Origin of the sequence: Paenibacillus algicola, assembly GCF_005577435.1 — a bacterium.
GTDB lineage: Bacteria > Bacillota > Bacilli > Paenibacillales > Paenibacillaceae > Paenibacillus_AQ > Paenibacillus_AQ algicola.
In genome coordinates, this window is record NZ_CP040396.1 from 1,934,222 (window position 1) to 1,959,281 (window position 25,060).

Annotated in this window: 28 protein-coding genes; 24 read left to right on the forward strand and 4 right to left on the reverse strand. The window is 52.4% G+C overall.

The window, feature by feature from the left end; translation table 11 throughout:
- Positions 1–51: 51 nt before the first annotated feature.
- The 3 genes from spoIVB (at position 52) to E6C60_RS08735 (ending at position 2,727) form a co-directional block, all read left to right on the forward strand.
- Positions 52–1,386, forward strand: coding sequence for a SpoIVB peptidase (gene spoIVB, locus E6C60_RS08725; protein ID WP_138225499.1), 1,335 nt, complete (start codon positions 52–54; stop codon positions 1,384–1,386).
- 193 nt (positions 1,387–1,579) lie between these two features.
- Positions 1,580–2,389: a sporulation transcription factor Spo0A gene (gene spo0A / locus E6C60_RS08730; protein ID WP_138225500.1), complete on the forward strand. Its 810-nt coding sequence runs from the start codon at positions 1,580–1,582 to the stop codon at positions 2,387–2,389.
- 125 nt (positions 2,390–2,514) lie between these two features.
- Entirely contained in the window at positions 2,515–2,727 is a 213-nt protein-coding gene (locus E6C60_RS08735) for a hypothetical protein (RefSeq protein WP_138225501.1), read from the forward strand.
- 109 nt (positions 2,728–2,836) lie between these two features.
- Here E6C60_RS08735 and E6C60_RS08740 read toward each other — a convergent pair whose 3' ends face one another.
- Positions 2,837–3,115, reverse strand: a complete 279-nt coding sequence (locus E6C60_RS08740; protein WP_138225502.1) for a DUF2627 domain-containing protein — start codon at positions 3,113–3,115, stop codon at positions 2,837–2,839.
- Positions 3,116–3,261: 146 nt separating this feature from the next.
- On the opposite strand from E6C60_RS08740, the gene lpdA reads away from it, so the two are divergent.
- From lpdA to lipB, 5 genes are all read left to right on the forward strand, one after another.
- Positions 3,262–4,683, forward strand: coding sequence for a dihydrolipoyl dehydrogenase (gene lpdA / locus E6C60_RS08745; RefSeq protein WP_138225503.1), 1,422 nt, complete (start codon positions 3,262–3,264; stop codon positions 4,681–4,683).
- Between the two features lie 162 nt (positions 4,684–4,845).
- A complete protein-coding gene (locus E6C60_RS08750) occupies positions 4,846–5,868 on the forward strand; it encodes a thiamine pyrophosphate-dependent dehydrogenase E1 component subunit alpha (RefSeq protein ID WP_138225504.1) in 1,023 nt (340 codons plus the stop codon).
- Between the two features lie 2 nt (positions 5,869–5,870).
- Complete coding sequence (locus tag E6C60_RS08755) at positions 5,871–6,857, forward strand: alpha-ketoacid dehydrogenase subunit beta (protein WP_138225505.1); 987 nt, start codon at positions 5,871–5,873, stop codon at positions 6,855–6,857.
- A 20-nt stretch (positions 6,858–6,877) separates the two neighbouring features.
- Entirely contained in the window at positions 6,878–8,251 is a 1,374-nt protein-coding gene (locus E6C60_RS08760) for a dihydrolipoamide acetyltransferase family protein (protein WP_138225506.1), read from the forward strand.
- A gap of 32 nt (positions 8,252–8,283) precedes the next feature.
- The gene (lipB, locus tag E6C60_RS08765) at positions 8,284–8,976 is read left to right on the forward strand and encodes a lipoyl(octanoyl) transferase LipB (RefSeq protein WP_138225507.1); all 693 of its coding nucleotides are present in this window, start codon (positions 8,284–8,286) and stop codon (positions 8,974–8,976) included.
- Between the two features lie 19 nt (positions 8,977–8,995).
- Here lipB and prli42 read toward each other — a convergent pair whose 3' ends face one another.
- Positions 8,996–9,097, reverse strand: coding sequence for a stressosome-associated protein Prli42 (gene prli42, locus E6C60_RS08770; protein ID WP_138225508.1), 102 nt, complete (start codon positions 9,095–9,097; stop codon positions 8,996–8,998).
- A gap of 104 nt (positions 9,098–9,201) precedes the next feature.
- Between prli42 and E6C60_RS08775 the strand changes: the two genes are divergently transcribed.
- Positions 9,202–10,326: a tripeptidase T gene (locus tag E6C60_RS08775; RefSeq protein ID WP_138225509.1), complete on the forward strand. Its 1,125-nt coding sequence runs from the start codon at positions 9,202–9,204 to the stop codon at positions 10,324–10,326.
- A 335-nt stretch (positions 10,327–10,661) separates the two neighbouring features.
- On the opposite strand, the gene E6C60_RS08780 is transcribed toward E6C60_RS08775, so the two are convergent.
- Together E6C60_RS08780 and E6C60_RS08785 are read right to left on the reverse strand one after the other, a co-directional pair.
- Entirely contained in the window at positions 10,662–11,873 is a 1,212-nt protein-coding gene (locus E6C60_RS08780; protein WP_138225510.1) for a tetratricopeptide repeat protein, read from the reverse strand.
- A 108-nt stretch (positions 11,874–11,981) separates the two neighbouring features.
- Entirely contained in the window at positions 11,982–12,134 is a 153-nt protein-coding gene (locus E6C60_RS08785) for a Z-ring formation inhibitor MciZ (protein ID WP_138225511.1), read from the reverse strand.
- A 95-nt stretch (positions 12,135–12,229) separates the two neighbouring features.
- On the opposite strand from E6C60_RS08785, the gene E6C60_RS08790 reads away from it, so the two are divergent.
- The 15 genes from E6C60_RS08790 to E6C60_RS08860 all read left to right on the forward strand — a co-directional run bounded on the left by E6C60_RS08790 (position 12,230) and on the right by E6C60_RS08860 (position 24,996).
- On the forward strand, positions 12,230–12,808 hold the full coding sequence (locus E6C60_RS08790; RefSeq protein ID WP_138225512.1) for an NUDIX domain-containing protein: 579 nt from the start codon (positions 12,230–12,232) through the stop codon (positions 12,806–12,808).
- On the forward strand, positions 12,809–14,017 hold the full coding sequence (locus tag E6C60_RS08795; RefSeq protein WP_233281183.1) for an endonuclease Q family protein: 1,209 nt from the start codon (positions 12,809–12,811) through the stop codon (positions 14,015–14,017).
- Positions 14,018–14,305: 288 nt separating this feature from the next.
- A complete protein-coding gene (gene spoIIM / locus E6C60_RS08800; protein ID WP_138225513.1) occupies positions 14,306–14,932 on the forward strand; it encodes a stage II sporulation protein M in 627 nt (208 codons plus the stop codon).
- Between the two features lie 103 nt (positions 14,933–15,035).
- Complete coding sequence (gene fur / locus E6C60_RS08805; protein ID WP_138225514.1) at positions 15,036–15,503, forward strand: ferric iron uptake transcriptional regulator; 468 nt, start codon at positions 15,036–15,038, stop codon at positions 15,501–15,503.
- A gap of 266 nt (positions 15,504–15,769) precedes the next feature.
- Positions 15,770–16,003: a DUF4227 family protein gene (locus E6C60_RS08810; RefSeq protein WP_138225515.1), complete on the forward strand. Its 234-nt coding sequence runs from the start codon at positions 15,770–15,772 to the stop codon at positions 16,001–16,003.
- A gap of 43 nt (positions 16,004–16,046) precedes the next feature.
- Positions 16,047–16,949, forward strand: a complete 903-nt coding sequence (xerD, locus tag E6C60_RS08815; RefSeq protein WP_138225516.1) for a site-specific tyrosine recombinase XerD — start codon at positions 16,047–16,049, stop codon at positions 16,947–16,949.
- Between the two features lie 72 nt (positions 16,950–17,021).
- Positions 17,022–18,215 (forward strand): phosphopentomutase, encoded by a 1,194-nt coding sequence (gene deoB / locus E6C60_RS08820; RefSeq protein WP_138225517.1) that lies wholly within the window; start codon positions 17,022–17,024, stop codon positions 18,213–18,215.
- A 31-nt stretch (positions 18,216–18,246) separates the two neighbouring features.
- Positions 18,247–19,071, forward strand: coding sequence for a purine-nucleoside phosphorylase (locus E6C60_RS08825; RefSeq protein WP_138225518.1), 825 nt, complete (start codon positions 18,247–18,249; stop codon positions 19,069–19,071).
- A 194-nt stretch (positions 19,072–19,265) separates the two neighbouring features.
- On the forward strand, positions 19,266–20,447 hold the full coding sequence (locus E6C60_RS08830) for a D-alanyl-D-alanine carboxypeptidase family protein (protein WP_138225519.1): 1,182 nt from the start codon (positions 19,266–19,268) through the stop codon (positions 20,445–20,447).
- An 88-nt stretch (positions 20,448–20,535) separates the two neighbouring features.
- Positions 20,536–20,889 (forward strand): anti-sigma F factor antagonist, encoded by a 354-nt coding sequence (gene spoIIAA / locus E6C60_RS08835; RefSeq protein ID WP_138225520.1) that lies wholly within the window; start codon positions 20,536–20,538, stop codon positions 20,887–20,889.
- Positions 20,886–21,344 (forward strand): anti-sigma F factor, encoded by a 459-nt coding sequence (spoIIAB, locus tag E6C60_RS08840; protein ID WP_138225521.1) that lies wholly within the window; start codon positions 20,886–20,888, stop codon positions 21,342–21,344. Before spoIIAA ends, spoIIAB begins: the two co-directional genes overlap by 4 nt.
- Positions 21,345–21,355: 11 nt before the next feature.
- A complete protein-coding gene (sigF, locus tag E6C60_RS08845) occupies positions 21,356–22,111 on the forward strand; it encodes an RNA polymerase sporulation sigma factor SigF (RefSeq protein WP_138225522.1) in 756 nt (251 codons plus the stop codon).
- Between the two features lie 149 nt (positions 22,112–22,260).
- Complete coding sequence (locus E6C60_RS08850; protein WP_138225523.1) at positions 22,261–22,908, forward strand: stage V sporulation protein AA; 648 nt, start codon at positions 22,261–22,263, stop codon at positions 22,906–22,908.
- Complete coding sequence (locus E6C60_RS08855) at positions 22,908–23,330, forward strand: stage V sporulation protein AB (RefSeq protein ID WP_138225524.1); 423 nt, start codon at positions 22,908–22,910, stop codon at positions 23,328–23,330. The genes E6C60_RS08850 and E6C60_RS08855 overlap by 1 nt, the downstream gene beginning before the upstream one ends.
- Positions 23,331–23,367: 37 nt before the next feature.
- Positions 23,368–24,996 carry a spore germination protein gene (locus tag E6C60_RS08860; RefSeq protein ID WP_138227700.1) on the forward strand — a complete coding sequence of 543 codons (1,629 nt, stop codon included), beginning with the start codon at positions 23,368–23,370 and terminating at the stop codon, positions 24,994–24,996.
- The last annotated feature ends 64 nt before the right edge of the window (positions 24,997–25,060 follow it).

The window sequence follows — 25,060 nt, forward strand, 5'->3', positions numbered from 1 at the left end:
GCGACCAACCTTTTCGTCAAGCGAAAGAAGAAAAAGGGAGCGTGACAGCCATTGAACCCCAACCTCAAGAGAAAGCTGCTCGGAATGCTGATGGCCTTCTTTCTTTGCTTTGTTGCCGCTGCTGAGCCTGTTCAATCCTTCTCCAGGCTGCCGGATCATATTTCCATGTTCAGCGGACAGCAAGGAAAGCTGCAGCTGGCAATGCCTGTACAGGCGGTGGCCTCTGTGGATCGGCCGGAAGTCGTTCAGGTTAACGGCTCCTTTCATCATGCCCAGCAGGTTTCTTTGCGCAATCCGATTCAGCTGACCTCACAGCAGGCCGGGAGCGCCCAGGTTAAACTGAAATTATTTGGTACCATTCCTCTCAAGACCGTGAACGTCGATGTCATGCCCGAACTTAAAGTAGTTCCCGGCGGACAGACGATTGGCGTGAAGGTCAAATCTGCCGGCATTCTCGTTGTCGGACATCATCTGGTTCATGGGGGCAGTGGCGGGAAAGCTTCTCCGGGAGAAAGCGCCGGCTTGAAGCTGGGTGATCTGCTGACATCCATGAACGGTGTGCCCCTGGATAATGTCACCAAAGTGGCTGCCATTGTGGACCAGGCGGGAAAAGCCAACAAGCCGCTGAACATTATTTTTAAGCGTGACGGCCATGAAATGCGAACGAAGCTGTCTCCTGCTTTTGACGAACAGGATCAGACCTGGCGCCTGGGCCTGTACATTCGGGATTCTGCAGCGGGTGTCGGGACATTAACCTTTTACGCGCCTCATCAGAAGGTGTATGGAGCCTTGGGACATGTCATTACCGATATGAATACCCAGACCCCGATTGAGGTCGGAAGCGGTGAGATTCTTCAGTCCAACGTTACTTCCATCTCGCGCAGCGAAGAGGGAGAGCCGGGTGAGAAACGTGCGCATTTCTTGAAGGACAGCCGTGTGCTGGGTGATGTACAGAGAAATACACCGTTTGGCATCTTTGGCAAGATGAAGGATAAGCCGGAACACAGTCTTTATCCTGAACCCATTCCGGTGGGATTATCCGGTGAGGTGAAAGTGGGACCTGCCGAAATTCTTACCGTTGTAGAGGGCCAGCAGGTGGAAAGGTTCAACGTAGAAATCATTCATGTATCCAAGCAGGACGCGCCGGCTACCAAAGGGATGGTGCTCCGGATTACAGATCCGCGGCTGATTAAGAAAACGGGCGGGATTGTGCAGGGGATGAGCGGCAGTCCGATTGTCCAGAATGGCAAGCTCATCGGTGCCGTGACGCATGTATTCGTCAACGATCCGAAATCCGGCTACGGCTGCTTTATCGAATGGATGCTTCAGGACTCCGGAGTGCTTCCGGCGAAACCTGACAGACCCAAAAATCTTAAGGCGAGCTAACGCCTTAAGATTTTTTGTCGATTGCAGGCGAATTAGAGGGTAAATTGAAATAAAATATTAATTATAAATCAGGAATTGAAAAAAATAAAGAAAAATAATTTTCGACAGAAGGAATTTAAACCCCGTTGTCGAAATCCTTATCAAGATAATTTGGACATGAATAATCCAGGTGATCATAAAGGAGGAGCATCAATTGCAAAAGATCGAAGTGTTACTGGCTGATGATAACCGCGAGTTTACAAATTTGTTAGGGGAGTATATTTCGGAACAACCAGATATGGTGGTCAGCGGTATTGCGTATAACGGCGACGAGGTACTAAGCATGATCCAGCAGACCGGCAAGGTGCCGGATGTACTTATTTTGGATATTATTATGCCTCATCTGGACGGATTGGGCGTGCTGGAGCGGCTTCGGGAGATGAACCTTTCTCCGCAGCCGAAGGTCATTATGCTGACGGCATTCGGCCAAGAGAATATTACGCAGCGTGCTGTCCAGCTGGGCGCATCTTATTATATTCTGAAGCCTTTTGACATGGAAGTACTGGCCAGTCGAATCCGCCAGCTGGTTGGAGTATCCGGAAGCCTGGCAGGCTCCTCTTCTTTTGCTGCCTCTACATCCAAGGCCAATGTGGTTCCTATGGGCAAGGGCAAGAATCTGGATGCTAACATTACGTCCATTATTCATGAAATCGGAGTTCCAGCGCATATTAAAGGCTATCAATATTTGCGTGAAGCCATTACAATGGTGTACAACAACATTGAAATTTTGGGTGCCATCACCAAGACGCTGTATCCAGCGATCGCAGAGAAATTCAAGACCACGCCTTCACGCGTCGAGCGTGCTATCCGCCACGCGATTGAAGTAGCCTGGACCCGCGGCAATATTGACAGCATCAGCCATCTATTCGGTTATACGATTAACATCAGCAAATCCAAGCCAACCAACAGCGAATTCATAGCCATGGTGGCGGACAAGCTGAGAATTGAGCATAAGGTGTCTTGAAAGGGTTAGGGGCAGTGAGCTGACACACTTAAGGTGTGGATCATACGTCATTTCTTGTAGATGGGGAGCGAGGAGCTTACCGCACAGGAGGTGGCGTATTTCATTCTAACGGAGGGGACGAAAACATGAATAAGGAAACGAATGAATCGCGGCTTGGCCGCTATCAGGAGCTGCTGACTCAAGGAAAGCTGACCGAGGAGGCTGCCGCATGGATACTGACATTGATCCAGGAGCTGGATGCATTGGAGGAGCAGAACTATAAGCTGCGCAAAGCGGCGCTAAGGGCGTCCCGGCAAGACGTGATGTCCACAAGGCTAAAAGAAGCGCTATACGAGTAAAGTGAGCGATCCTAAGGTATAAGGTCGATAGAGCACAAAAAACACCGGGAAGCTCACGCTGCCGGTGTTTCCTTCAGTCTGGTCATGATCTGCATGAAAACCATGTACCTTAATGCTTGCGTTTCTCCTTGAACCGGGGGCCGACATAATTCCGCTTCCGGTCGCGAAACAGCACCCAGCCGGCCAAAAATCCGATACCGAGAATGAATAGGATCAGTCCGCCGCCAAAGGTCAGCCAATTAAAGCTCTTATGAAGCGCAGTATCATCACCGTGCACAGCGATATATAGAAACAGAGCATCTTTCATCATGAGGAAGCCCTTCATAGCCATAAACCCAGGAATGACCAGAATAAGAATGGCAATAAATCGGGAGATCAGCAATTTCATATCACTACCTGCCTTGTCCATAGAGTCTTCCTTATCATACCTGTTTCCAGACACACTGTCTATTTGAAAGAGACTGACATTTGTAATCATTCTAAAAGAGAGTAAAATAACAAGAGGATCAAGTACATAACGGGGGTGCCTTACAATTGACGATAACATGTGATGTTGCTGTACTCGGCGGGGGAACGGGTGGTTATACAGCGGCGATCCGGGCGGCTCAGCTGGGGAAATCTGTCGTGCTGATTGAGCAGGACAAGCTGGGTGGAACCTGTCTGCATCGCGGATGTATCCCGAGCAAGGCTCTTCTGAGAAGTGCCGAAATGTATGCAGAGATGAATCAAAGCGAAGCTTACGGCATTGAAGCTGATGGCGTTCGCCTGTCCTTCAGCAAGGTCCTGCAGCGCAAGGACAACATTGTCGGGAAGCTGCATCAGGGCGTTCAATATTTAATGAGCAAAAATAAAATTCAGGTCATATATGGAAAGGGACGTGTCATCGGACCGTCCATATTCTCGCCTCGCAGCGGAGCCGTGGCGGTGGAGCTGCCGGATGGTGAGATGGAAACGGTCGTGCCGTCTCATCTCATTATCGCTACAGGCTCCAGCCCGCGGGAGCTGCCGGGTCTGGTCCCGGACGGTCAGCGCATTATGGACAGCAGTCATGCCCTGCAGATGGAACGTTTGCCAGAATCTATCTTGATTGTGGGAGGCGGAGTGATCGGCGTAGAGTGGGCTTCTATGCTGAATGATTTCGGAGTCCGGGTTACTCTGGTGGAGGCCGCGCCCCGGCTGCTGCCAGCCGAGGATGAGGATATCAGCCGCGAGCTGAGAAAGCATCTTTCTGAGCGGGGAGTGAACATCTGGACGGATGCATATGTTCAGACCGATACATACGAAGTGCGGGGAGAAGAGGTCTGCATCCAGATTGTAAAGGACGGAGTACAGCACGAAATGCGGACAAGCACGATTCTAGTATCCGTTGGCAGAAAAGGAAACGCGGATCAGATCGGTCTGGAAAATACGGATGTTTCCGTGACGGACGGCGTGATTTCCGTGAACAAGCATATGCAGACGACAGAGCCGCATATTTATGCCATCGGCGATGTCATTGGCGGGCTTCAGCTGGCCCATGCTGCGGCTCATGAAGGACTGGTGGCGGTACAGCATCTGGCTGGTCAGCCGCTGCATCCTTATCGCAGTGAATGGATTCCCAGATGCGTGTACACTCGTCCTGAAACAGCCAGCGTCGGGCTCACAGAGAAGGAAGCCAAGGCACAGAATGACAAGCTCAAGATCAGTAAGATCCCGTTCTCAGCCAACGGTAAGGCTCTCATTCAAGGGGCTGCCGAAGGCTTCTGCAAGGTGATCGCGAATGCGGAGACTGATGATATTCTAGGGGTTCATATCATTGGACCTCATGCTACGGAGTTCATTGGGGAAGCCGCCCTGGCACAGGTGCTCGATGCTGCAGCCACAGAAGTGGGCTATGTCGTCCACAGCCATCCGACGCTGTCTGAAATCGTAGGCGAGGCGATGCTGCATCTGGATGGACGAGCCATTGGAATCTGACTAGAGGTGACTCAGAGCAATCCTTCGTTTCTTTTTAGACAAAAAGGGATTATAATAAGTTAAAGCCAAGTCTTAGTACCAGGTGTTAATACTAAGTTATAGTGCGCGGTACAGGCACCATATATCTCTTTAACTTGGCTGGATGATGAAGGAGGGATCTTCATGCAAGAAGTAAGCAATTCTTCGAAGACTAGACATGAGCAGCTTGGTTTATCCGATGGCCAAGTGCTGGACATGTACAGATATATGATGATGGCCAGGAAATTTGATGAGCGGAATTTGCTCCTGCAGCGGGCAGGCAAAATTAATTTTCACGTTTCCGGCATTGGCCAGGAGGCTGCCCAGGTAGGTGCTGCCTTTGCGCTAGACCGCGAGAAGGATTATTTTCTCCCGTATTACCGCGACTATGCCTTTGTTATGGCTGTAGGCATGACTCCACGAGAGCTGATGCTTTCCGCATTCGCCAAGGCTGAGGATCCGAACAGCGGCGGACGGCAGATGCCCGGGCACTTTGGCAGCAAGCGGCTGCGTATTGTGACCGGCTCGAGCCCGGTGACGACGCAGGTGCCGCATGCAGTCGGACTCGCTTTAGCCGCGAAGATGCAGAATAAGGATTTTGTGTCCTTTGTCACCTTTGGTGAGGGCTCCAGCAACCAGGGGGATTTCCATGAGGGCTGTAACTTTGCCGGGGTTCACAAGCTTCCCGTCATTATCATGTGCGAGAACAATCAGTACGCCATCTCTGTGCCGCTTCACAAGCAAATTGCCGGGCGCGTAAGCGATCGGGCTCTGGGATATGGCTTCCCGGGCATTCGCGTAGACGGGAATGATCCGCTGGAGGTGTATGCAGCGGTGAAGGAGGCTCGGGAGCGTGCGGTTCGAGGCGAAGGACCGACCCTGATCGAAGCTATGATGTACCGGCTTTCACCGCATTCCACCTCGGATAATGATCTTGCCTACCGGACGAAGGAAGAGGTAGAGGATCATTGGAAGAAGGATGGCCTGGCAGGCTTTAAGAAGTATTTGGTCGATTGCGGAATCTGGGATGAGCAGAAGGATGAGGACCTCATTGCCCAGCTAAATCTGGAAATAAAAGAAGCTACCGAATCTGCAGATCGGGCGCCGTTTCCGCTGCCAGAAGATACACTGCGGCATGTTTACGCCGAGAATGAAGGAGGAAACTAAGCATGCCTGTTATGGAGTATATCGATGCGATCCGGCTCGCGATGAAGGAAGAGCTGCAGCGGGATGACGCTGTATTCGTGCTGGGTGAGGATGTCGGCGTCAAAGGCGGCGTTTTTACGACGACGAAAGGATTAATGGAGCAGTTCGGAGAAATGCGAGTCATGGACACTCCTCTTGCTGAATCTGCCATTGCGGGCGTCGCCATTGGAGCAGCCATGTATGGGATGAAGCCCATTGCAGAAATGCAGTACTCTGACTTCATGCTGCCCGCTACGAACCAGATTATCAGCGAAGCAGCCAAAATCCGTTACCGCTCGAACAATGACTGGAGCTGTCCCATCGTAGTCCGCGCTCCGATCGGGGGCGGCATTTTCGGGGGATTGTATCATTCCCAGTGTCCGGAGTCGATCTTTTTTGGCACGCCCGGCTTGAAGATTGTAGCGCCGTTTACGGCTTACGATGCCAAAGGGCTGTTGAAGGCGGCAGTTCGGGATCCGGACCCCGTGCTTTATTTTGAGAACAAGAAATGCTACAAGCTCATTACCGGAGACGTGCCTGAGGATGACTATACCGTTCCGATCGGGAAGGCGAACCTGCTGCGCCAAGGTAAGGATATTACGGTAATTGGATACAGCCAGCCGCTCTACTTCGTGCTTCAGGCTGCGGAGGAGCTGGAACGGGAAGAGGGCATCACGGCACATGTGCTGGATTTAAGAACGCTGCAGCCGCTCGATAAAGAAGGAATTCTTGAAGCTGTGAAAGAGACCGGCAAGGTAATGATCGTGCATGAGGATAACAAGACCGGTGGGATTGGAGCTGAGGTAGCTGCAATTATTGCAGAGGAATGCCTGTATGAGCTGGATGCGCCTATCACGCGAGTATGCCCGCCGGATGTTCCGGCGATGCCCATCAGCCCGCCAATGGAGAAGTTTTATATGCTGAATAAAGACAAAATTAAAGAAGCGATGCGCCAGCTGGCGCTTTACTAAAGCTACAGGGAGTTGTGAGCATGTCAGAATACGGGAAAATGACGGAGGTTGCGATGCCGCAGCTGGCCGAATCACTAGTGTCTGCCACCATCGGGAAATGGCTCAAGAAGCCGGGGGATCCCATTGAGCAATATGAGCCCATCTGTGAAGTGATGACAGATAAGGTGAATGCTGAGATCCCGTCCACACTGGACGGAGTCATGGGGGACATTCTCGCAGAGGAAGGACGCACGGTTAGTGTAGGAGAAATTATCTGTCTCATTCAAACGCAAGACGCTCCATCCCAGCCGCAGGCACAGTCTGAGGCCATAGGAGAAGGCGTTCCTGCTGCTACGGCCTCATCAAAGTCTTCAGGAGATGCCTCCATGCGCAACCGGTACTCTCCCGCCGTGCAAGCCCTGGCTTCAGAGCATGGCATTGACCTGAGCCGTGTAAACGGTAGTGGGATGGGCGGAAGAATTACCCGGAAAGATGTGATGAAGGCAATGGAGCAACCGGCTCCGGCGGCAGGGGACACTGGAGATGTAGCAGTTAGCCCGGCTTCCGCCTCGCCTTTTGAGCCGCGCAAGGAGCCTAATGCTTCGCGCAGCAGCCAGCCATTGGACACAGCCATTCCTGACGTGCGGCATTCCGGCCTGCATCTTACTGAAATGCCGCGAATTCCGAAGATCGAGGTGGAGCAAGCCGGTTCTGGCCGTTCCGAGCAGTATATTGATGTGACGCCAATTCGAAATACGATTGCCCGGAACATGCGTCAAAGCGTCTCTGAAATTCCGCATGCCTGGACGATGATCGAGGTCGATGTGACCAATTTGGTTCTGCTGCGCAGCAAGGTGAAGGATGAGTTCAAGCGCAAAGAGGGAGTCAACCTGACCTACCTTGCTTTTCTGCTGAAGGCGGTCGTCAGTGCGATCAAGGATTACCCGATTATGAACTCCTACTGGGCTGTAGACAAGATCGTTGTCAAGCGGGATATCAATCTGTCGCTGGCTGTAGGCACCGAGGACTCTGTGATGACTCCCGTCATCAAGAATGCAGATCAAAAAAACATTGCCGGCCTTGCCCGGGAAATCGAGGAGCTGGCCCGCAAAACCCGAGAAGGCAAGCTCACGCTGGATGATATGCAGGGAGGGACCTTCACGGTGAATAATACCGGGTCCTTTGGCTCTATATTGTCCTATCCGATCATTAACTATCCACAGGCTGCGATCCTCACCTTTGAATCGATTGTGAAGAAGCCTGTCGTCATTAATGACATGATTGCGGTCCGGTCGATGGCAAACCTGTGCCTGTCACTGGATCATCGAATTCTGGATGGTGTCATTTGCGGACGATTCCTGCAGCGGGTCAAGGATAATCTGGAGGGCTTTACACCGGATACTAAGCTGTATTAATTCATCCCGTTCTGTTGAAGGTGGTAGATACAATGACAAAAGCGCTCGATGTGACCTATACGCCTCAGCTGGACTATGCGGCCGCCTGGGACCTGCAGAAAGCACGCGCCTCCCAGATTGATCAGGGACAATCGAATGAGGCTTTGATGCTGCTCCAGCATCCGCCTACCTATACCATGGGCTCTCAGCGCCATCCGGAGCATCTGCTTCTGGATGAGCGCGAGCTCAAGGAGCGGGGAATTACGCTGTTTGAGATTGACCGTGGCGGGGATATTACGTATCATGGCCCCGGGCAGCTGGTCGGGTACCCGCTGCTGCTCCTGGAGGGAGGCAAGCAGCTGGATCTGCACGGCTATCTTCGCAGCCTGGAGCAGGTCATCATGGACTATCTAGAGCAGTTTGGGATTCAGTCCTGCAGAAAGCCGGAATATACGGGGGTCTGGGTCGGTGACGCCAAGATCTGTGCCATTGGGGTGAAGTTTAATAAGGCGCGGCAGCACCGTGGCTTTATTACTAGCCATGGTTTTGCGCTTAACATTAAGGATCAGGTGAAGCAGGAAGGCTTTGCCGGCATCGTTCCGTGTGGAATTCAGCAGTATGGCATTACCTCGCTGGAAGAGTGTATCGGAGGGGAAATCGACATGGAGGAAGCGGCCCGGGAGATTACAGCATGCTTCACCCGGGTATTTCCTTATGAGGCTAAGCTGCCGCCTGATTGGTCTTGAAGCATGCATTCAGGGGGCGCTATGGCACAAGCAGAGGCTCAAGCACAATAAACAGGGTAGAGCCGATCATAGCGGCCAGCATGAGGTAGATGACGATGCGAAACCATTTTTTTTGCTGCATGATGCTACTCCTTTAATTTTGAGTTCATGAACGGATGCAGGTTGTCCCCGACGGTTCAACGTTTAGACTTATTGTAACTTATCAGAGAAAGCGAGGGAAGTCCAGTGGTAAACCGGGAACGAATCCTGAATGAATTTATGGAGCTTGTCTCCATTGATAGTGAAACCGGGCACGAGGAACAGATCAGTGAAGTACTGAAAGAAAAATTCGGCGCGCTGGGCCTTCAAGTGCAGGAGGATGATTCCAAAGAGCGAACAGGTCATGGCTCGGGCAACCTCATTGTAACCTGGGAGGCGGAGCAGGCTGAGCATGCTCCCAAGCTCTTATTCACCTGTCATATGGACACCGTAACACCAGGGAAAGGGGTGAAGCCGGAGCTTGGGGAAGACGGATATATCCGCAGTGACGGAACTACGATCCTGGGTGCGGATGATAAAGCAGGGCTTGCCGCATTGCTGGAAAGCATCCGGGTGGTTCAGGAGAACAACCTGCCTCATGGTCAGATTCAGTTCGTCATAACAGCCGGAGAAGAGTCTGGACTTGTCGGCTCTCGGGCATTGCAGCCGGATCTGCTTGACGCTGATTTTGGCTTCGCCCTTGACTCGAACGGAGAGGTTGGCTCTGTTGCCGTATCGGCGCCTACCCAGGCGCGCATTCAGATGGTCATTCATGGTAGGTCAGCACATGCCGGAGTCAACCCCGAGGACGGCATCAGCGCCATTCAGGTCGCCGCAAAGTCGATTGCCGCGATGAAGCTGGGCCGGATCGATAAAGAGACGACAGCCAACATTGGCAAGTTTCAAGGCGGTGGACCAACAAACATCGTGTGTGACTACGTACAGATTGATGCAGAGGCACGCAGTATCGTCCAGGAGAAGGTAGAGCAGCAAATCTCGAATATGCGGGAAGCGCTGGAAACGACGGTACGCGAGTATGGAGCCAAAAGTGAGTTTCGCAGCGAAATTATTTACCCGGCATACAGCTACAACGAGCATGACGAGGTTGTTCAGCTTGCGAAGCGAGCCATTGAGGCGGCCGGCCTGAAGCTTAGCCTGTTTACTTCGGGAGGCGGGAGTGATGCCAATGTATTTAACGGACTTGGCATTCCGACGGTGAATCTGGCAGTAGGCTATGAGAACATCCATACCACGAAAGAGCGCATCCATGCGGATAATCTTGTAAAGGCAGCCACAATTGTCCTTTCTCTTTTTCAAGAGACTCAGCATTAAGGCGCATTAAGAAGCACGCAAAAAAAAGGGGCTGTCCCACAGGATCTAGGGTCTTGCGGGATGGCCTCGTTTGTTGTTGCGAGATGCTCCGCGTACGTAACGTTCCTCCCCTTGCTGTTGCCCCCAAATTTCTTGGTGTGATGGCTTTCGCTTGCTCATAACCTGTTGAAGAAGACGGCAATAGACCCTAAAAAAGACATGGCGGTGCTGGGATCCCCTCCCTGACTCCACCATGTCTTTATGTTTTGCTTCAGATCTCACTCAAGAGAGCTGCCTCTTTAAACAAGAATGTACTTTGATATGCTCCCCCTTGTTATTGTATGGAGCATACTTCACTAGTTTAAGCATGCCGCCTGGCGGGGGGCTGCTTCTCTTCTAAGCTGGCCCGGTGTCCAGGAGGTATGCCAGCCGCTGCTTTCGAGCACATGCAGCGCACTGTGGATGCATTCCATATAACGAACCACCTGTTCTTGAGCCGCGGGTGACGCACACAGCTTCTCAATCCGGGCGGATAACGAGCTTAGTGAAGCCTGAAGGCAGCATGCTGCTTCACCGTATTTGGCAAGCATGAGGTGAGGGCTTTGCAAGCGGAGCAGCTTAAACGCACTTGCGCCTTCTGCATATAGATGCTGATCGTACAGCAGCTCGGCGCGAATCATCTGGATTCTTGCAGCCTCACAATGAGTCAGCTCGGAGCTGCTAAGATGGATATGCTGCAGCCGCTCCAGTGCACTCTTGAAGTACCCTTCCTCATAAAGATGTTGTATCAGCCGCAGCTCCCCGCTTCTTCCTTCACGTTGTAATAGCTGCTCGGCCTCAGCAAGCATGCCTAGCGATATAGCCGTGTTAGCCATTTGCTGGCGAAAGCTAGGGGCGCTGTCTCCAGCCGGTTCCGGAACAATCCCGTGTAATCTCCACTGGCAGAGCAGCAAGGCATGATTGGCGAAGCTGGACTCCTCGGATGTGAGCAGGCTTGGGCTTGCATCCTGACCTTGAAGCCATTGCAGAATCAATGACACGGCATCCTCCAGACGCCGGCACAGAATCAGGCACTGAATATGCTTGATTCTGTCTCCGCCTGTCAGAGCAGGCACCGAGTCATAGCAGCGGGCAGCTTCGGCATAAGCACCGATATACATTAAGGCTTCCCCTGCGGCCTGCGGGGGGACAAGCTGAAGGACATCCTCAGACCTAAAACGCTCGTAAATTTCTGAATCTGACCATTTATTCTTATGAAGCAGCGCGGCCCACTCCTGTAACGCCGGCAGAATATCGCCGCCTCCCAGCAGCAAGGCTTGTCTGAAGGCTTGATCGGCTTCGGCAGCACGATTTAATTTGGCTTGAATTCTTCCGTAGTGCATCCATAGCTCCGATGGAGTGGCCTGGCCGGCCGGGTGATGTCCTTGAACCGGTAAATCCAGGGCGGCTGCCTTAAAGCAGGACAGCGCTTTATGAAGCCTTCCGCGTCTCTCGTACCACTGACCGAGTGCAAAAGGCTGTGACGGTGCTGGTTCATGTTCGTAATTCCAATCCATAAGTTCTCTCATAGGCAACCTCCCATGTATAGAACACTCGTAAAGGGAAAAAGTCATGGTGAAAGTACGAAAAAAATAGAAAAAAGTCGAAAAATAAGTATATAGTCCTAAGAATAGAGGTTATTTTTCGCGTTTATACACCATTTTGTCGTGGATCAAATCTTGGATTCGGGCATCTGGACCCCAGGTCTGCTGCCATTGCTTCAGCATGATTTTAATCTGCCAGGCCTGTCCCACCCAGTGAATCGAATTTGTGCCGCGATAGCTCTTCATGCCTGTTTCCTTCTTTCATCGAAAGTTTGATATAATACACCCTATGCAAAAGCATGGTCAGACATGACGTTTTTATACCAAGGAGGTTATTTTACATGAGCCCATCTGCGGATTCCCGTCACCCCGCGAATGAAGCGCTAGATGAAAGCACCATTTCCAGCGATTCTATTTTTAATGGCAAGATCATTTCTCTTCAGGTTGATACCGTGATGCTGCCGGATGGCAGTATGGCTACGAGAGAGGTTGTGCGGCACCCGGGAGCTGTTGCCGTCCTTGCGCTTCATCAGGACAAAATGCTAGTCGTGGAGCAGTATAGGCAGCCCCTTGGCCGGACAGAGGTCGAAATTCCTGCTGGCAAGCTGGAGCCGGGAGAGGATCCGCTGGAAGCCGCGAAAAGAGAGCTTCAAGAAGAAACGGGCTACTCTTGCGGAACGATCCGGAAGCTGCAATCCTTTTACACCTCGCCCGGCTTTGCCGACGAGATCATTCATTTATATCTGGCTGAGGAGCTTCAGGCCGGAGCGATGCAGCCCGACGAGGATGAATTCCTGGAGATGACAGAGGTTACGCTGGAGGAGGCGGAGCGCCTGATTCAGGAGGAGCGGATTAGCGATGCCAAAACGATCATGGCTGTCTACGCCTGGAAAATATACAAGCTGACCGGGAGCCTTTAGGTGTCCACAGCGAATCTGGATCACCTGCAGCCCTATTATGGTGACTTCCATATTCACATTGGCAGAGCGGGCAACGGGCAGTCTGTCAAGATCAGCGGCAGCAAAAATCTAACCTTTGAAGCTATAGCCAAAGAGGCCGCGGAGCGCAAGGGCATTCATATGATCGGGATCATTGACTGCCATTCTCCTTTTGTACAGGCAGATATTGAGGCTTGCTTGCGCGACGGTGTGATGCAGGAGCTTGCAGGCGGAGGGATTGCCTATGAGAACACGGTCATTCTGTTAGGCTGTGAGCTTGAAGTTGCGATTCCGGAGCTGGGAGCCTGCCATGTGCTTGTTTATTTGCGGACGCTTGCGGACATGAAGAGCTTTACATTATGGATGTCTCGTTCTATGAAAAATGTTCAGCTTAGCTCTCAGCGCTTGTATGTTGAGCCGCGGAGCCTGCAGCGGGAGGTTGCGGAGCGCGGAGGGCTGCTCATTCCGGCACATATCTTCACGCCGTATAAAGGCCTTTACGGCAGTATGTCAGACCGGATGGAGCGTGTGCTGGACCCTTCACTCATTTTTGCGGTCGAGCTGGGCTTGAGTGCGGATACCTCTATGGCAGGTTTGCTGTCTGAGCTGGATGAGTTTACGTTTCTGACTAATTCGGATGCCCATTCCCTCTCTAAAATCGGCCGTGAGTACAATGTCCTGTTATTGGATCATCCGTCGTATGACGAATTTGTTATGGCCATCCAGCGCAAAAAAGGACGACGGGTTGTCCGGAATTACGGACTGGACCCCCGGCTGGGTAAATATCATCGGACCTTTTGCCGTAGCTGCGGCAGTGTCCTGGAGGAGCATTTCAATCATTCCACACCACATCGCTGCCCGCTGTGCGGAAGCCTGAACCCCGTTCAAGGCGTGCTGGACCGAATTCTTTCCATTGCGGACCGGAGGGAGCCTGTCGTTCCTGTGCACCGCCCGCCATATCTTGTTCAGGTACCGCTGGAATTCCTTCCGGGCTTGGGAAAAGTCACGCTGAAACGGCTCCTGGCCGCCTTCGGAAGCGAAATGGCGATCCTTCATCAGGCTTCTGAAGAGGAGCTTACCAGGACTGCGGGAGAAGCCATTGCTCGTCATATTCTGATGGCTCGCCGCGGTACGCTGCAGCTATCCTCCGGCGGCGGCGGTGTTTACGGGAGAATTACGAAGCCTAGCTAGTTTTATTAAAACCTTTCTTTTGGAACCTCGCTTTTCCGTGAAATCTGGAAACCGAGAACAGAAGAAAGGTTTTTTTGCAATAAAAGGGAACCCTTTCTCGCCTTATGCAGTCTTATTGTCAGAGGTGATTGATTTGGACATAAATATTCCATGCATGGATAAAGATGCGGCGGTTGAGGTGTGCACATTTATGCAATTCGGCGGGAGGTTTACGCCCCGCCGTCATAGGAGGCCAAGCTATGTCATAGAGTGTAGGGAGAGACCTTCTGAAAGGAGCGTATAATCCCGATGACATGGTTGCGTCAAAGCCTGAAGGACCAGCTGCCGCTCTACGTGTTCGTGGCCGTCCTGTTTCTCGTTGGCGTGCTGTTCGGGGCGCTAATGGTCAATGCATTGTCCCTGGAGCAGCAGCAGGATCTCGCGGGATATCTTCAGCATTTGTTTGTGAGTCTGGGCGATAGCGGCAGCGATGCCCCGCCAGACTTCCGCAGCATTGCTGTCCTGCATATAAAGTGGATCGGACTGATCTTCCTGCTTGGTCTGTCGGTAATCGGGCTGCCGGGCATTCTAGTGCTTGATTTTTTAAAAGGGGTGCTGATCGGCTTCACCGTAGGATACATGGTCGGACAATACGCCTGGAAAGGGCTGCTCTTTGCGCTCGTTTCTGTCGTTCCGCACAATCTGCTTCTCATTCCGGTGCTGTTAATCAGCAGCGTGGCCGCTATGGGATTCTCCTTGTATATTATACGAAGCCGCCTGCTTTCCCAGAAGGGAGGAAGCCTGAAGAAGCCCTTTGCCGCTTATGCAGGTGTTATGGCTCTGATGGCCCTGCTAATGCTGGTGGCGGCGTCGCTGGAGACCTGGATCTCTCCCCAGATGATGAGGTGGGTCGCGCCTTTACTGCTGCCGTCATGAGGCCCTGTTTGACTGTGAAAACCGTTTGACTTTGTTTGTAAAGTCCCCCTATAATGAAGGAAGTGACAATTGCGTGCAGTGATTTCCAAGGGGGAGGGGAACGATGGAAGCACGGATCGACAAAATCAAACAGCAGTTACAATCCCAAGGCTATAAATTAACGCCCCAAAGGGAAGCCACCGTCAGCGTATTGTTGGAGAATGAGGACGATCATCTCAGCGCAGAAGATGTGTTTATGCTCGTCAAAGAGAAAGCTCCTGAAATCGGCCTGGCGACCGTGTACCGGACCCTGGAGCTCTTGAGTGAGCTGCATGTGGTCGAGAAGATTAACTTCGGTGACGGCGTTGCCCGGTACGATCTGCGTACAGATACATCGAAGCATCATCACCATCATCTAATATGTACTCAATGCGGAAGCATGGACGAGATCCGTGAGGATTGGCTGGGACCTTTGGAGGAACGGCTGGAGAAGGAATTTAATTTTACCGTTCATGATCACCGGCTTGATTTCCACGGCATCTGTTACCGATGCAAGGAGAAGGACAGCCCGGATCATGGTGAACAGGCCTAACCGGCTATAAAGGAATGGATTAGAAACTCACGCGACAGAACAGCCCTCTTGCGGAAAGAACATTTCCGGGAGGGCTTTTTTTGAGGCCTTTGAGACTGCGGCGGCGTGAGGGTGATGGAAGCACGGGTTCACGGCTGTCATTTGCGTTTAGTGAATGATAGGCCCTCTGCCAAGCCAGACCAGGCTCTTCCAAGACGTTCGGTCATACCCGGGACAGATGCTTCATAATCTGGTAGGGATACCATCTGCGTGTAGGGGGTCTGTGAATGATTATTTCAATTCGAAAAATAGGGGCGTTTCTTCGTTTTACCATGGCGTTTGCGATGCTCACCCTGATGTTTTATGTCCTGCTGGACTGGGCTGGCAGCTGGATGATTCCGCCTGATCCGTACCGGGTGCCTGTCGGACATGCAATCAAGGCCTTTAACCCGAATGATCTGCCGAGCCATTCCTTCTCGCCTGGTGATCGGCTCAAGCTGTATTATTGGTATGGAGAGTAAAGCGAGTGGTATATGAAGGCGGAGTGAAGGAGCAGAATATGCAATGAAAGAGCACCTGGAAAGCTATATCACGTACATGGCGGACGAGAAAGGCTTGAGTCCCAGCACGCTGGCTTCCTATCGCAATGATATTACAGGATTTATGGAATATGCCGCCGAGCGGGGCACGGAGCATCTGGTGGATGTAAACCGGACGCAGCTCAGTCTGTATATCGGGCATCTGAAGCAGCAGGGGAGAGCGGTATCCACAGTTATGCGGAGCATCGTATCGCTGAAATCTTTTTTTCAATATCTGGTTAGAAATCAGATGCTGCAGCAGGATCCCTCTGTGCATTTGGAATCGCCCAAAGCCGAACGTAAAACGCCAAGCACATTGACCATCGAGCAGGTAGACAGCCTGTTGTCAGCCCCTGCTGCAGCAACTGCGTCGGGAGCCCGGGATAAGGCGATGCTGGAGCTGCTCTATGCTGCAGGCATTCGCGTGTCGGAGCTTATCAATCTGGATGTGGAGGATGTTCACACCGAGCTGAGATTTATCCGCTGCAAAGGCAGCTCCGGTAAAGAGCGGATTTTACCGGTGAGCCCACTAGCAGCCCAGTGTGTGAAGCATTATGTAGATGAGCACCGCCTCAAGCTGCTGAAGCAAGAGGATCGTGAACCGGCACTGTTTCTGAACAGCCGGGGACAGCGGCTAAGCCGCCAGGGATTCTGGAAAATCCTGAAGAAGTACAGCCAAGAGGCGGGGATTCAGGGAGACATCACGCCTCATACTCTTAGGCATTCCTTCGCGGTTCATTTGCTGGATAATGGAGCAGATTTACGCTCCGTGCAGGAGATGCTGGGTCATTCTGATTTATCGACGACCCAAATCTACCTGACGTCCCGCAGAAGCAGCATGAAGGAGGTCTACGACCATTTTCATCCCCGGGCCGGGAAGCCGCAGTGATGATCTTGCAATAGACGACCCCCAATTGGTGTAATGAACGATTCAGACTACAAGGCCAAGGAGTGATTGAATATGACACTATCCCATACCACACCGTTTCGCAGAATCTGCCTGATTGTTCTTGACAGCGTAGGGATCGGAGAAGCGCCGGATGCGAATAAGTTCGGAGATGAAGGAGCGCATACCCTGCGCCACATATTAGAGCATAACCCCCATTTACAGCTGCCGAATTTGCAGAAGCTGGGACTGGGTAACATTGAAGGTCTGCCGCAGGTAAGTGCTGCGACTCAGCCCAAGGCTTATTTTGGCAAAATGCAGGAGGCTTCGGTGGGCAAAGACACGATGACCGGGCACTGGGAGCTGATGGGCCTCAAGGTGGAGACTCCGTTTAACACTTACGAGAACGGCTTTCCATCAGCCTTGATTGCTCAATTCGAGCAGGCGACCGGACGCAAGGTGCTGGGCAACAAGCCGGCCTCCGGCACTGAAATTATTGAAGAATACGGCGAAGAGCAGATGAGGACAGGCTCCTGGATCGTCTACACATCGGCGGATAGTGTATTTCAGATTGCAGCTCACGAGGAGGTTATCCCGCTGGAAGAGCTGTACCGGGCGTGTGAAATAGCCCGGACGCTGACATTGCAGCCGGAATTCTCAGTGGGACGAGTCATTGCAAGGCCCTATACAGGCCAGCCCGGACAATTCAAACGAACGCCAAACCGGCATGATTATGCGGTCAAGCCGCCGGAGCCTACCGTAATGAATGCGTTGGCAAGGCAGGAGCTGGATGTAATTGCGGTTGGCAAGATCAGCGATATTTTTACGAATGAAGGGGTTACGCAATCCTATCCAACCAAGAGCAATCAGCACGGTGTCGAGGAAACGATCAGCCAGCTGACCAAGGATTTCCACGGTCTGCTGTTTACGAATCTTGTGGATTTCGATTCGCTGTACGGTCATCGCCGCGATCCAGCAGGCTATGGACAGGCGCTGAAGGAGTTTGATGATGCTCTGCCGGATCTCTTAAATCAGCTGAAGAACGACGATCTGCTCATTCTGACCGCGGACCACGGGAACGATCCGGTTCATGCCGGGACGGACCATACCCGGGAGCTTGTGCCTTTGCTCGCATACAGCCCGGGGCTCATGCAAACGGGAGATCTGGGCTTGAGAAGTACGTTCTCCGATGTCGGCGCCACGATCGCCGATAACTTCAAAGCCAAGATGCCGGAGCACGGTCAAAGCTTTTTGGAACAACTGAAATAAACACGCTAAACTTTAGGGAGAGGTGCATGAAATGACAGCAACACAAGGTCAAAAGATTCAAGAAGCAGCAGCTTATATTGCAGGCAAAGGGGGCGTGAAGCCGGAGGTGGGACTGATCCTGGGCTCCGGCCTCGGCGTGCTGGCGGATTTGCTGACAGGTACCGTGTCAATTCCTTATCACGAAATTCCTCATTTCCCGGTATCGACAGTGGAAGGCCATGACGGCGAGCTGCTGCTGGGATTCATCCAGGAGCGTCCGGTTGTCATGATGAAGGGCCGTTTTCATATGTATGAGGGCTACGGCCCGGAGCTGACGGCCTTTCCGGTAAGAGTCATGAAGCAGCTCGGCGTGCAGAGCCTGCTCGTTACGAATGCAGCCGGCGGTGTAAACATGGATTTTGAGCCAGGCAATCTGATGCTGATTACGGATCATCTGAACATGACCGGAGTCAATCCGCTGACCGGTCCCAATGATCAGTCACTCGGCGTGCGCTTTCCGGATATGTCGGAGGCCTACAGCCGCCGCCTTCGCCGCCTCGCTTTGAGCACGGCGGAGCAGCGCGGTATTTCGCTGCAGCAGGGCGTGTATGCGGGGCTGCTTGGCCCTACCTACGAGACGCCGGCAGAAATCCGGATGCTGCGCACCCTAGGGGCAGATGCAGTAGGAATGTCTACCGTTTCAGAGGTTATAGTCGCCCGCCATGCCGGTCTGGAGGTGCTGGGCATTTCCTGCATCAGCAATATGGCAGCAGGCATTCTGGACCAGCCGTTATCTCATGACGAGGTCATGGAGACCGCGGAAATGGTCCGGGAGACCTTCCTGGATCTTGTGACGGCCATTATTCCTGGAATGTAAACGTGACAATTACTCGCTAGAACAGAGGCTCGGAACCGTGCTTGGTGCACGGTTCCAGGCCTTTTTTACATGTCCAAAGAAGTAAATATTATGGTATGCATCTCGGGAATTGGAATAATCTAGTGACAACCTGACGACAATGGATTCATAACCGCATCTGCGGCTAGCTGTAACCTATGTCAGGAGGGGACCTCGTGAAAAAAACATTGATAGCCGGTCTGTTAGCGGTTTGCATGCTGCTCCATGCTGCTCCCGGTTATGCTGAAGAAAAGACAGCCGGACAGAACGCGGGCAGTGAGCTGGCTCCGAATGCGCGCTCCGCGGTGTTGCTGGATGCCGATACAGGCACAATCATTTATGAAAAGAACAGCCATGATAAGCTGCCACCGGCCAGCATTACCAAGATTATGACCATGCTGCTGACCATGGAGGCCATTCATGAAGGGCGGCTCAAGTGGACCGATCTCGTTCGCACGAGTGAGTATGCCGCATCCATGGGAGGATCGCAGATTTTTCTGGAGCCGGGTGAAGAGATGACGGTGGAAGAGATGCTGAAGGGCATTGCGATGGCTTCCGGAAATGATGCCTCAGTGGCTATGGCGGAGAAGATTGCCGGGTCGGAGGAAGAATTTGTTCGCATGATGAATGAAAAGGCAGCAGAGCTCGGGATGAAGGATACTCATTTTGTCAACTGTAATGGACTGCCTGCCGAGAATCATTATAGCTCCGCCCACGACATTGCACTCATGAGCCGTGAGCTGCTGCAATATGAGGGTATTACGAAATATACAGGAGCCTTTCAGGATTATTTGCGCAAGGACTCCGAGAAGCCCTTTTGGCTCGTCAATACGAACAAGCTGGTACGCTTCTATGCCGGCGCAGACGGACTGAAAACCGGGTATACGTCAGAAGCCAAGTTCTGCTTGTCTGCCACAGCGCAGCGGGACGGCCTTCGTGCAGTGGCGGTCGTGCTGGGAGCACCGGATACGAAAATCAGAAATGCTGAAATATCTAAAATGTTCGATTACGCGTTCGCCCAGTATCAAATGCATGCCGTGTTCAAAAAGGGCGAGATGCTGGGTACCGTCAAGGTCTCCAAAGGCTCCGAGCCTCAAATTCAGCTGCAGGCGGAGCAGGATTACCGCGTTCTTGTAAAAAAAGGCGGTAAAACCGAGGAGCTGCGTCATGAGATTGTTCTGCCTGAAAGCATTGCTGCTCCGGTCACAGAAGGCCAGGTGCTCGGGACGCTGAAGGTGTATCAGGGAGAGGCGCTGATCAAGGAATTTGAGCTGACCTCCTCCTCAGCAATTCAGAGAGCCGGGTTCTGGAAGCTGTTCAAGCGCACGACCCAGCAGCTGTTTCATGTAGATTCATAGGGGTTTTCTTCTAGTTTTGTCGGGGAGCAGGAAAGTGAAATCACTTCGTAGAAATCCTTGTTCAAGTCAGGGAGGAGAGTGAGCAAGCATGAATTTAAACGTAGATATGGAGCATCAGCGCCACGTGCTGATCGTCAGGCTGTCAGGGGAGCTGGATCACCATACGGCAGATCTGGTCCGAATGCAGCTGGATGAGGCGATTTCACGGCGGCAGACGGAGCATCTGGTGCTGAGCTTTAAAGAATTGGAGTTTATGGACAGCTCGGGACTCGGTGTAATCCTGGGTCGTTACAAGATTATAAAGCAAAAGGGCGGAAAAATGGCGGTATGCGATGTGAAGCCGGCGGTGTACCGCCTGCTGGAAATGTCGGGCCTGTTTAAGATTATGCCGATCTATGAAGACGAGGCTACTGCACTTTCGGGTTTGGAGGTTGTGTCATGAGTGAATCACAAGCACAGCATAATTTCATGACGCTTGAATTCGCGGCAAAATCAGAGAATGAAGGCTTTGCCCGGGTCGCCGTGGCAGCCTTTATCTCTCAGCTGGACCCAACCATGGATGAGCTGAGTGACCTGAAGACCGTCGTGTCCGAGGCCGTGACCAACTGCATTATTCATGGCTATGACAGTGATCCCCAGGGTAAAGTGCGGATTCAAGCGTCCATTGACGGGGACGTTATCACGTTGATTATTGAGGACCGTGGTCAGGGAATTGAGGATCTGGAGATGGCGAAGCAGCCGCTGTATACCTCCAAGCCGGAGCTGGAAAGATCAGGCATGGGCTTTACGATCATGGAAAACTTCATGGATGAATTCGATGTTGTCAGTGAGCCGGGATCCGGCACCGCGATCAAAATGAAAAAAAGGATTGAATCCAAGAAAGCTTTGTATAATTAGGGGTTGGACACATGGATGCCGATGTGAAGAAAGCTTCGCAGACTTATTTGGACGACGCTGAGGTTAAACGTTTGATCGCACTTAGCCAAAGCGGAGATAATGTGGCCCGGGATACACTGGTGAATTGTAACATTCGTCTGGTCTGGTCGGTGGTGCAGCGCTTTATGAACCGCGGATATGAGCCGGAGGATTTGTTTCAGATCGGCTGTATCGGACTGCTGAAATCTGTGGACAAATTTGATCTCAGCTATGACGTGAAATTCTCAACCTATGCTGTACCGATGATTATCGGCGAGATTCAGCGCTTTCTCCGTGATGACGGGACGCTAAAGGTCAGCCGCTCGCTGAAGGAAATGGCGAACAAGGTGCGCAAGAAGAGAGACGAGCTCTCCAAGCATCTTGACCGACTCCCGACCGTGAAGGAGGTCGCTGAGGAGCTGGGCGTCACCCCGGAGGAGGTTGTGTTTGCACAAGAGGCGAACAAGCCTCCCACCTCGATTCATGAAACCGTGTTTGAGAACGACGGAGATCCTATTACCTTGATGGATCAGATCGCCGACGAATCTCAGGAACGGTGGTTTGACAAGCTGGCTCTCAATGAGGCCATTGAAGGACTCTCCGAACGGGAGCGGCTGATTGTCTACTTGCGGTACTACCGTGACCAGACTCAGTCGGAGGTAGCCTCGCGGCTGGGAATTTCCCAGGTGCAGGTTTCCAGGCTGGAGAAAAAAATTCTTCAAAACATCAAAAATCAGATTGCCCAGTAGCGAAAGGGCCGTCACTCCAGATGCAGGGTCTGGCAGTGGCGGTCCTTTTTGCGATACAAGCCTGGCTTGAACTGGAAAAGCTTCAAAGAGTAGAACCGACTTGAATTTCCCATACTAAAAGCAATTTAGCAGTGAAGGAGTGTTTTTGGATGAACAGGAATCCCGCTCCGACTATATTTGTTCAGCTTCGCAGCCGAATCTCACTTCCGCGCAGTCAGCCTATTATGCTGGGTCAGGTTGCTTTTCTCATCTGTGACCGCGAATGGGAGGAGCCGCTTCGTAATCTGGTGATCGCTGTGCCCAAGGAGAAGGAAGGCAATCGCCTGCTGCTGGATCTTATTCAGATCATCCCGAAGATTCTGATGCTGATCCCTGGTGCCCGCATCGAGCCGATGGGACATAATCATACGCTGATTGAGCTGACGGGAAGAGAGGCCAAGCCGTCCTGGATCTGGTTTCCACTCGTCTGGCTGCTGCTGTTCTTCGGCTCCGCGCTGACGATTATGAACTTCCACGCGGATGTGAACATGCTGGAGGTGCAGGTTCGGATTGTGGAGATGGTCACCGGGGAGCGGGATGAGCATCCGTATCTGTTTCAGACGGCATATTCGCTCGGGATCGGCTTCGGGATGACCGTTTTTTTTAACCATCTGTTCAAGAAAAAATGGAATGAAGAGCCGACCCCGCTGGAAGTGGAAATGTTTCTGTATCAAGAAAATCTTGACCAGTTTGTCGTAGCCGAGGAATATCGCAGCCGCACAACGCATATTGGGCCTTCGTCAGGGAGACGGCGGTAATGCTCAAGCTTCATGATGCACTGTCTATTCTGCTTGGCGTTGCCGGCGGCGTTGCCGTGGGAGGCGGAGTGATCGCCCTGATCATCGTGCTGGATATTATTCCGAGGCTGGCTCAGTTAACGCGCACCTATCACCGGGTTCACTGGTACGAGGGTGCACTGATCGGCGGCTCGCTGATCGGAACACTGGCGGATTTCTGGCATTGGAGTATTCCGTTGGGACGGATTACCAGCACTTTGATCGGATTATGGTGCGGCATCTTTATCGGACTGCTGGCTGCGGCGCTGACGGAGGTGCTGAATGTCCTGCCGATTCTCGCCAAAAGGCTGAAGATGACAGGGTATTTATTCGGCCTGCTCATGGCGATGGTAGCCGGAAAGGTCGCAGGCTCACTGTTTGACTGGTTTATTTACAGGCCTTAGCCCATCCCCATCAAGGAGGAGAATGACGATGGAAGAAATGGAAGACAAATCGACCGGATTCGGCAGAGATGAGGTTCCCCCGGTTCCGCCAAGCGTCATGAAAGAAATGAAGGAGAAGGCCCATCTGGAAAAAAGAGATGCCGAAACCTCGGCCAATACAGAGGAATCGGTAGAATACTGGCTGGGAAAGGATGAAATCCCCGTCAGGCTGAAGGATTTAAAGAGCGCTCTGGAGGATATTGTCGGTCTGAACCGCTCCTTTGACATCGTGCTGCGGGAAATGGTCATCGGAGGCCGAAGCACCGCGATCCTGTTCGTCAATGGCCTGATTAACAGTGACGTGACGACATTGATCCTGAACCGGCTGACCCTGCTGGACACCCGGGATTTAAAGTCTCACCCGGTCCAAGCGATCAAGAACCAGTATATTCCGTTCGTTCAGGTAGCTGACACGCTGAAGCTGAGCGAGGCGATCAACGAGGCTTTGGTAGGCCAAAGTGCCATCTTTATAGAAGGCGAGAACCGGGCGATTATCCTGGATACCCGCAGCTATCCGTCGCGTAGTCCGGCAGAGCCGGAGGTGGAGCGAGTCGTCCGCGGAGCGCGCGACGGCTTCACCGAAACCCTGCTCACGAACATCAACCTGATCCGCAGGCGGGTGCGTGACCCGGGACTGAACTGTGAGATTATGAAGGTCGGACGGCGGACACAGACGGATGTTGCCATTGTTTTTGTGGATGATATCGTCGATCAGGTTCAGGTGGAAGCCATCCGCGACAAGATTAACAAGCTGGACTTGGAAGGACTTCCGCTGGCGGACAAGCAGCTGGAGGAGGCCATCGTCAACCGCGGCTGGCATCCCTATCCGCTCGTCAGATACTCGGAAAGACCCGATGTAGTCGCCTCTCATTTGCTGGAGGGACGGGTCGTGGTTATGGTGGATACATCGCCCAGCGTGATGATCATGCCGACCACGTTCTTTGATTTATGTCAGCATGCCGAAGAGAACCGGCAGACGCCGTTTATGGGAACGTATTTGCGCTGGATTCGCTTTGGCGGAATACTGGCCTCCATGTTTCTGCTCCCGCTTTGGATGTTGCTGGTCGTCCATCCCGAGCTCAAGCCGCCTTTTCTCGAGATTCTCGGTCCGCAGGAGAATGCAAAGCTGCCGATCATTATGCAGTTTCTGATCATTGAGTTTGGTGTGGATCTGCTGCGGCTGGCCGCGGTGCATACACCGACGCCGCTGGCCTCAGCCATGGGCCTGATTGCTGCCATCCTGATTGGAGACATTGCGGTCAAAACCGGATTCTTCGTCAATGAGGTTATTCTGTATATGGCTGTGGCCGCGATCGGAATGTTTGCGACACCGAGCTATGAGCTGGGGCTTGCCAACCGTGCTGTCCGTTTGGTGCTGCTGATTGCGGTGGCGCTGTTCGGTGTAAAGGGCTTTGTCGCGGGGACGACGCTGCTCATTGTGCTGTTGACTACACATCGCTCGTATAACTCCTCCTACCTGTGGCCGTTTATTCCTTTTAGTGCAAAGGCTATGGGCGAGGTATTGCTCCGCAAGCCGCTGCTGTATTCCAGAAAACGCCCGTCCATCAACAAAACGAGGGACAACAGCAAGATGGGTCCTGAGATGAAGCCGGGCAATCAAACTTAATCAATACAAACGTTCTGTGTAATAATCCATTTCTTTTTGAGGGTCTTGTCTGCTATACTGTGTA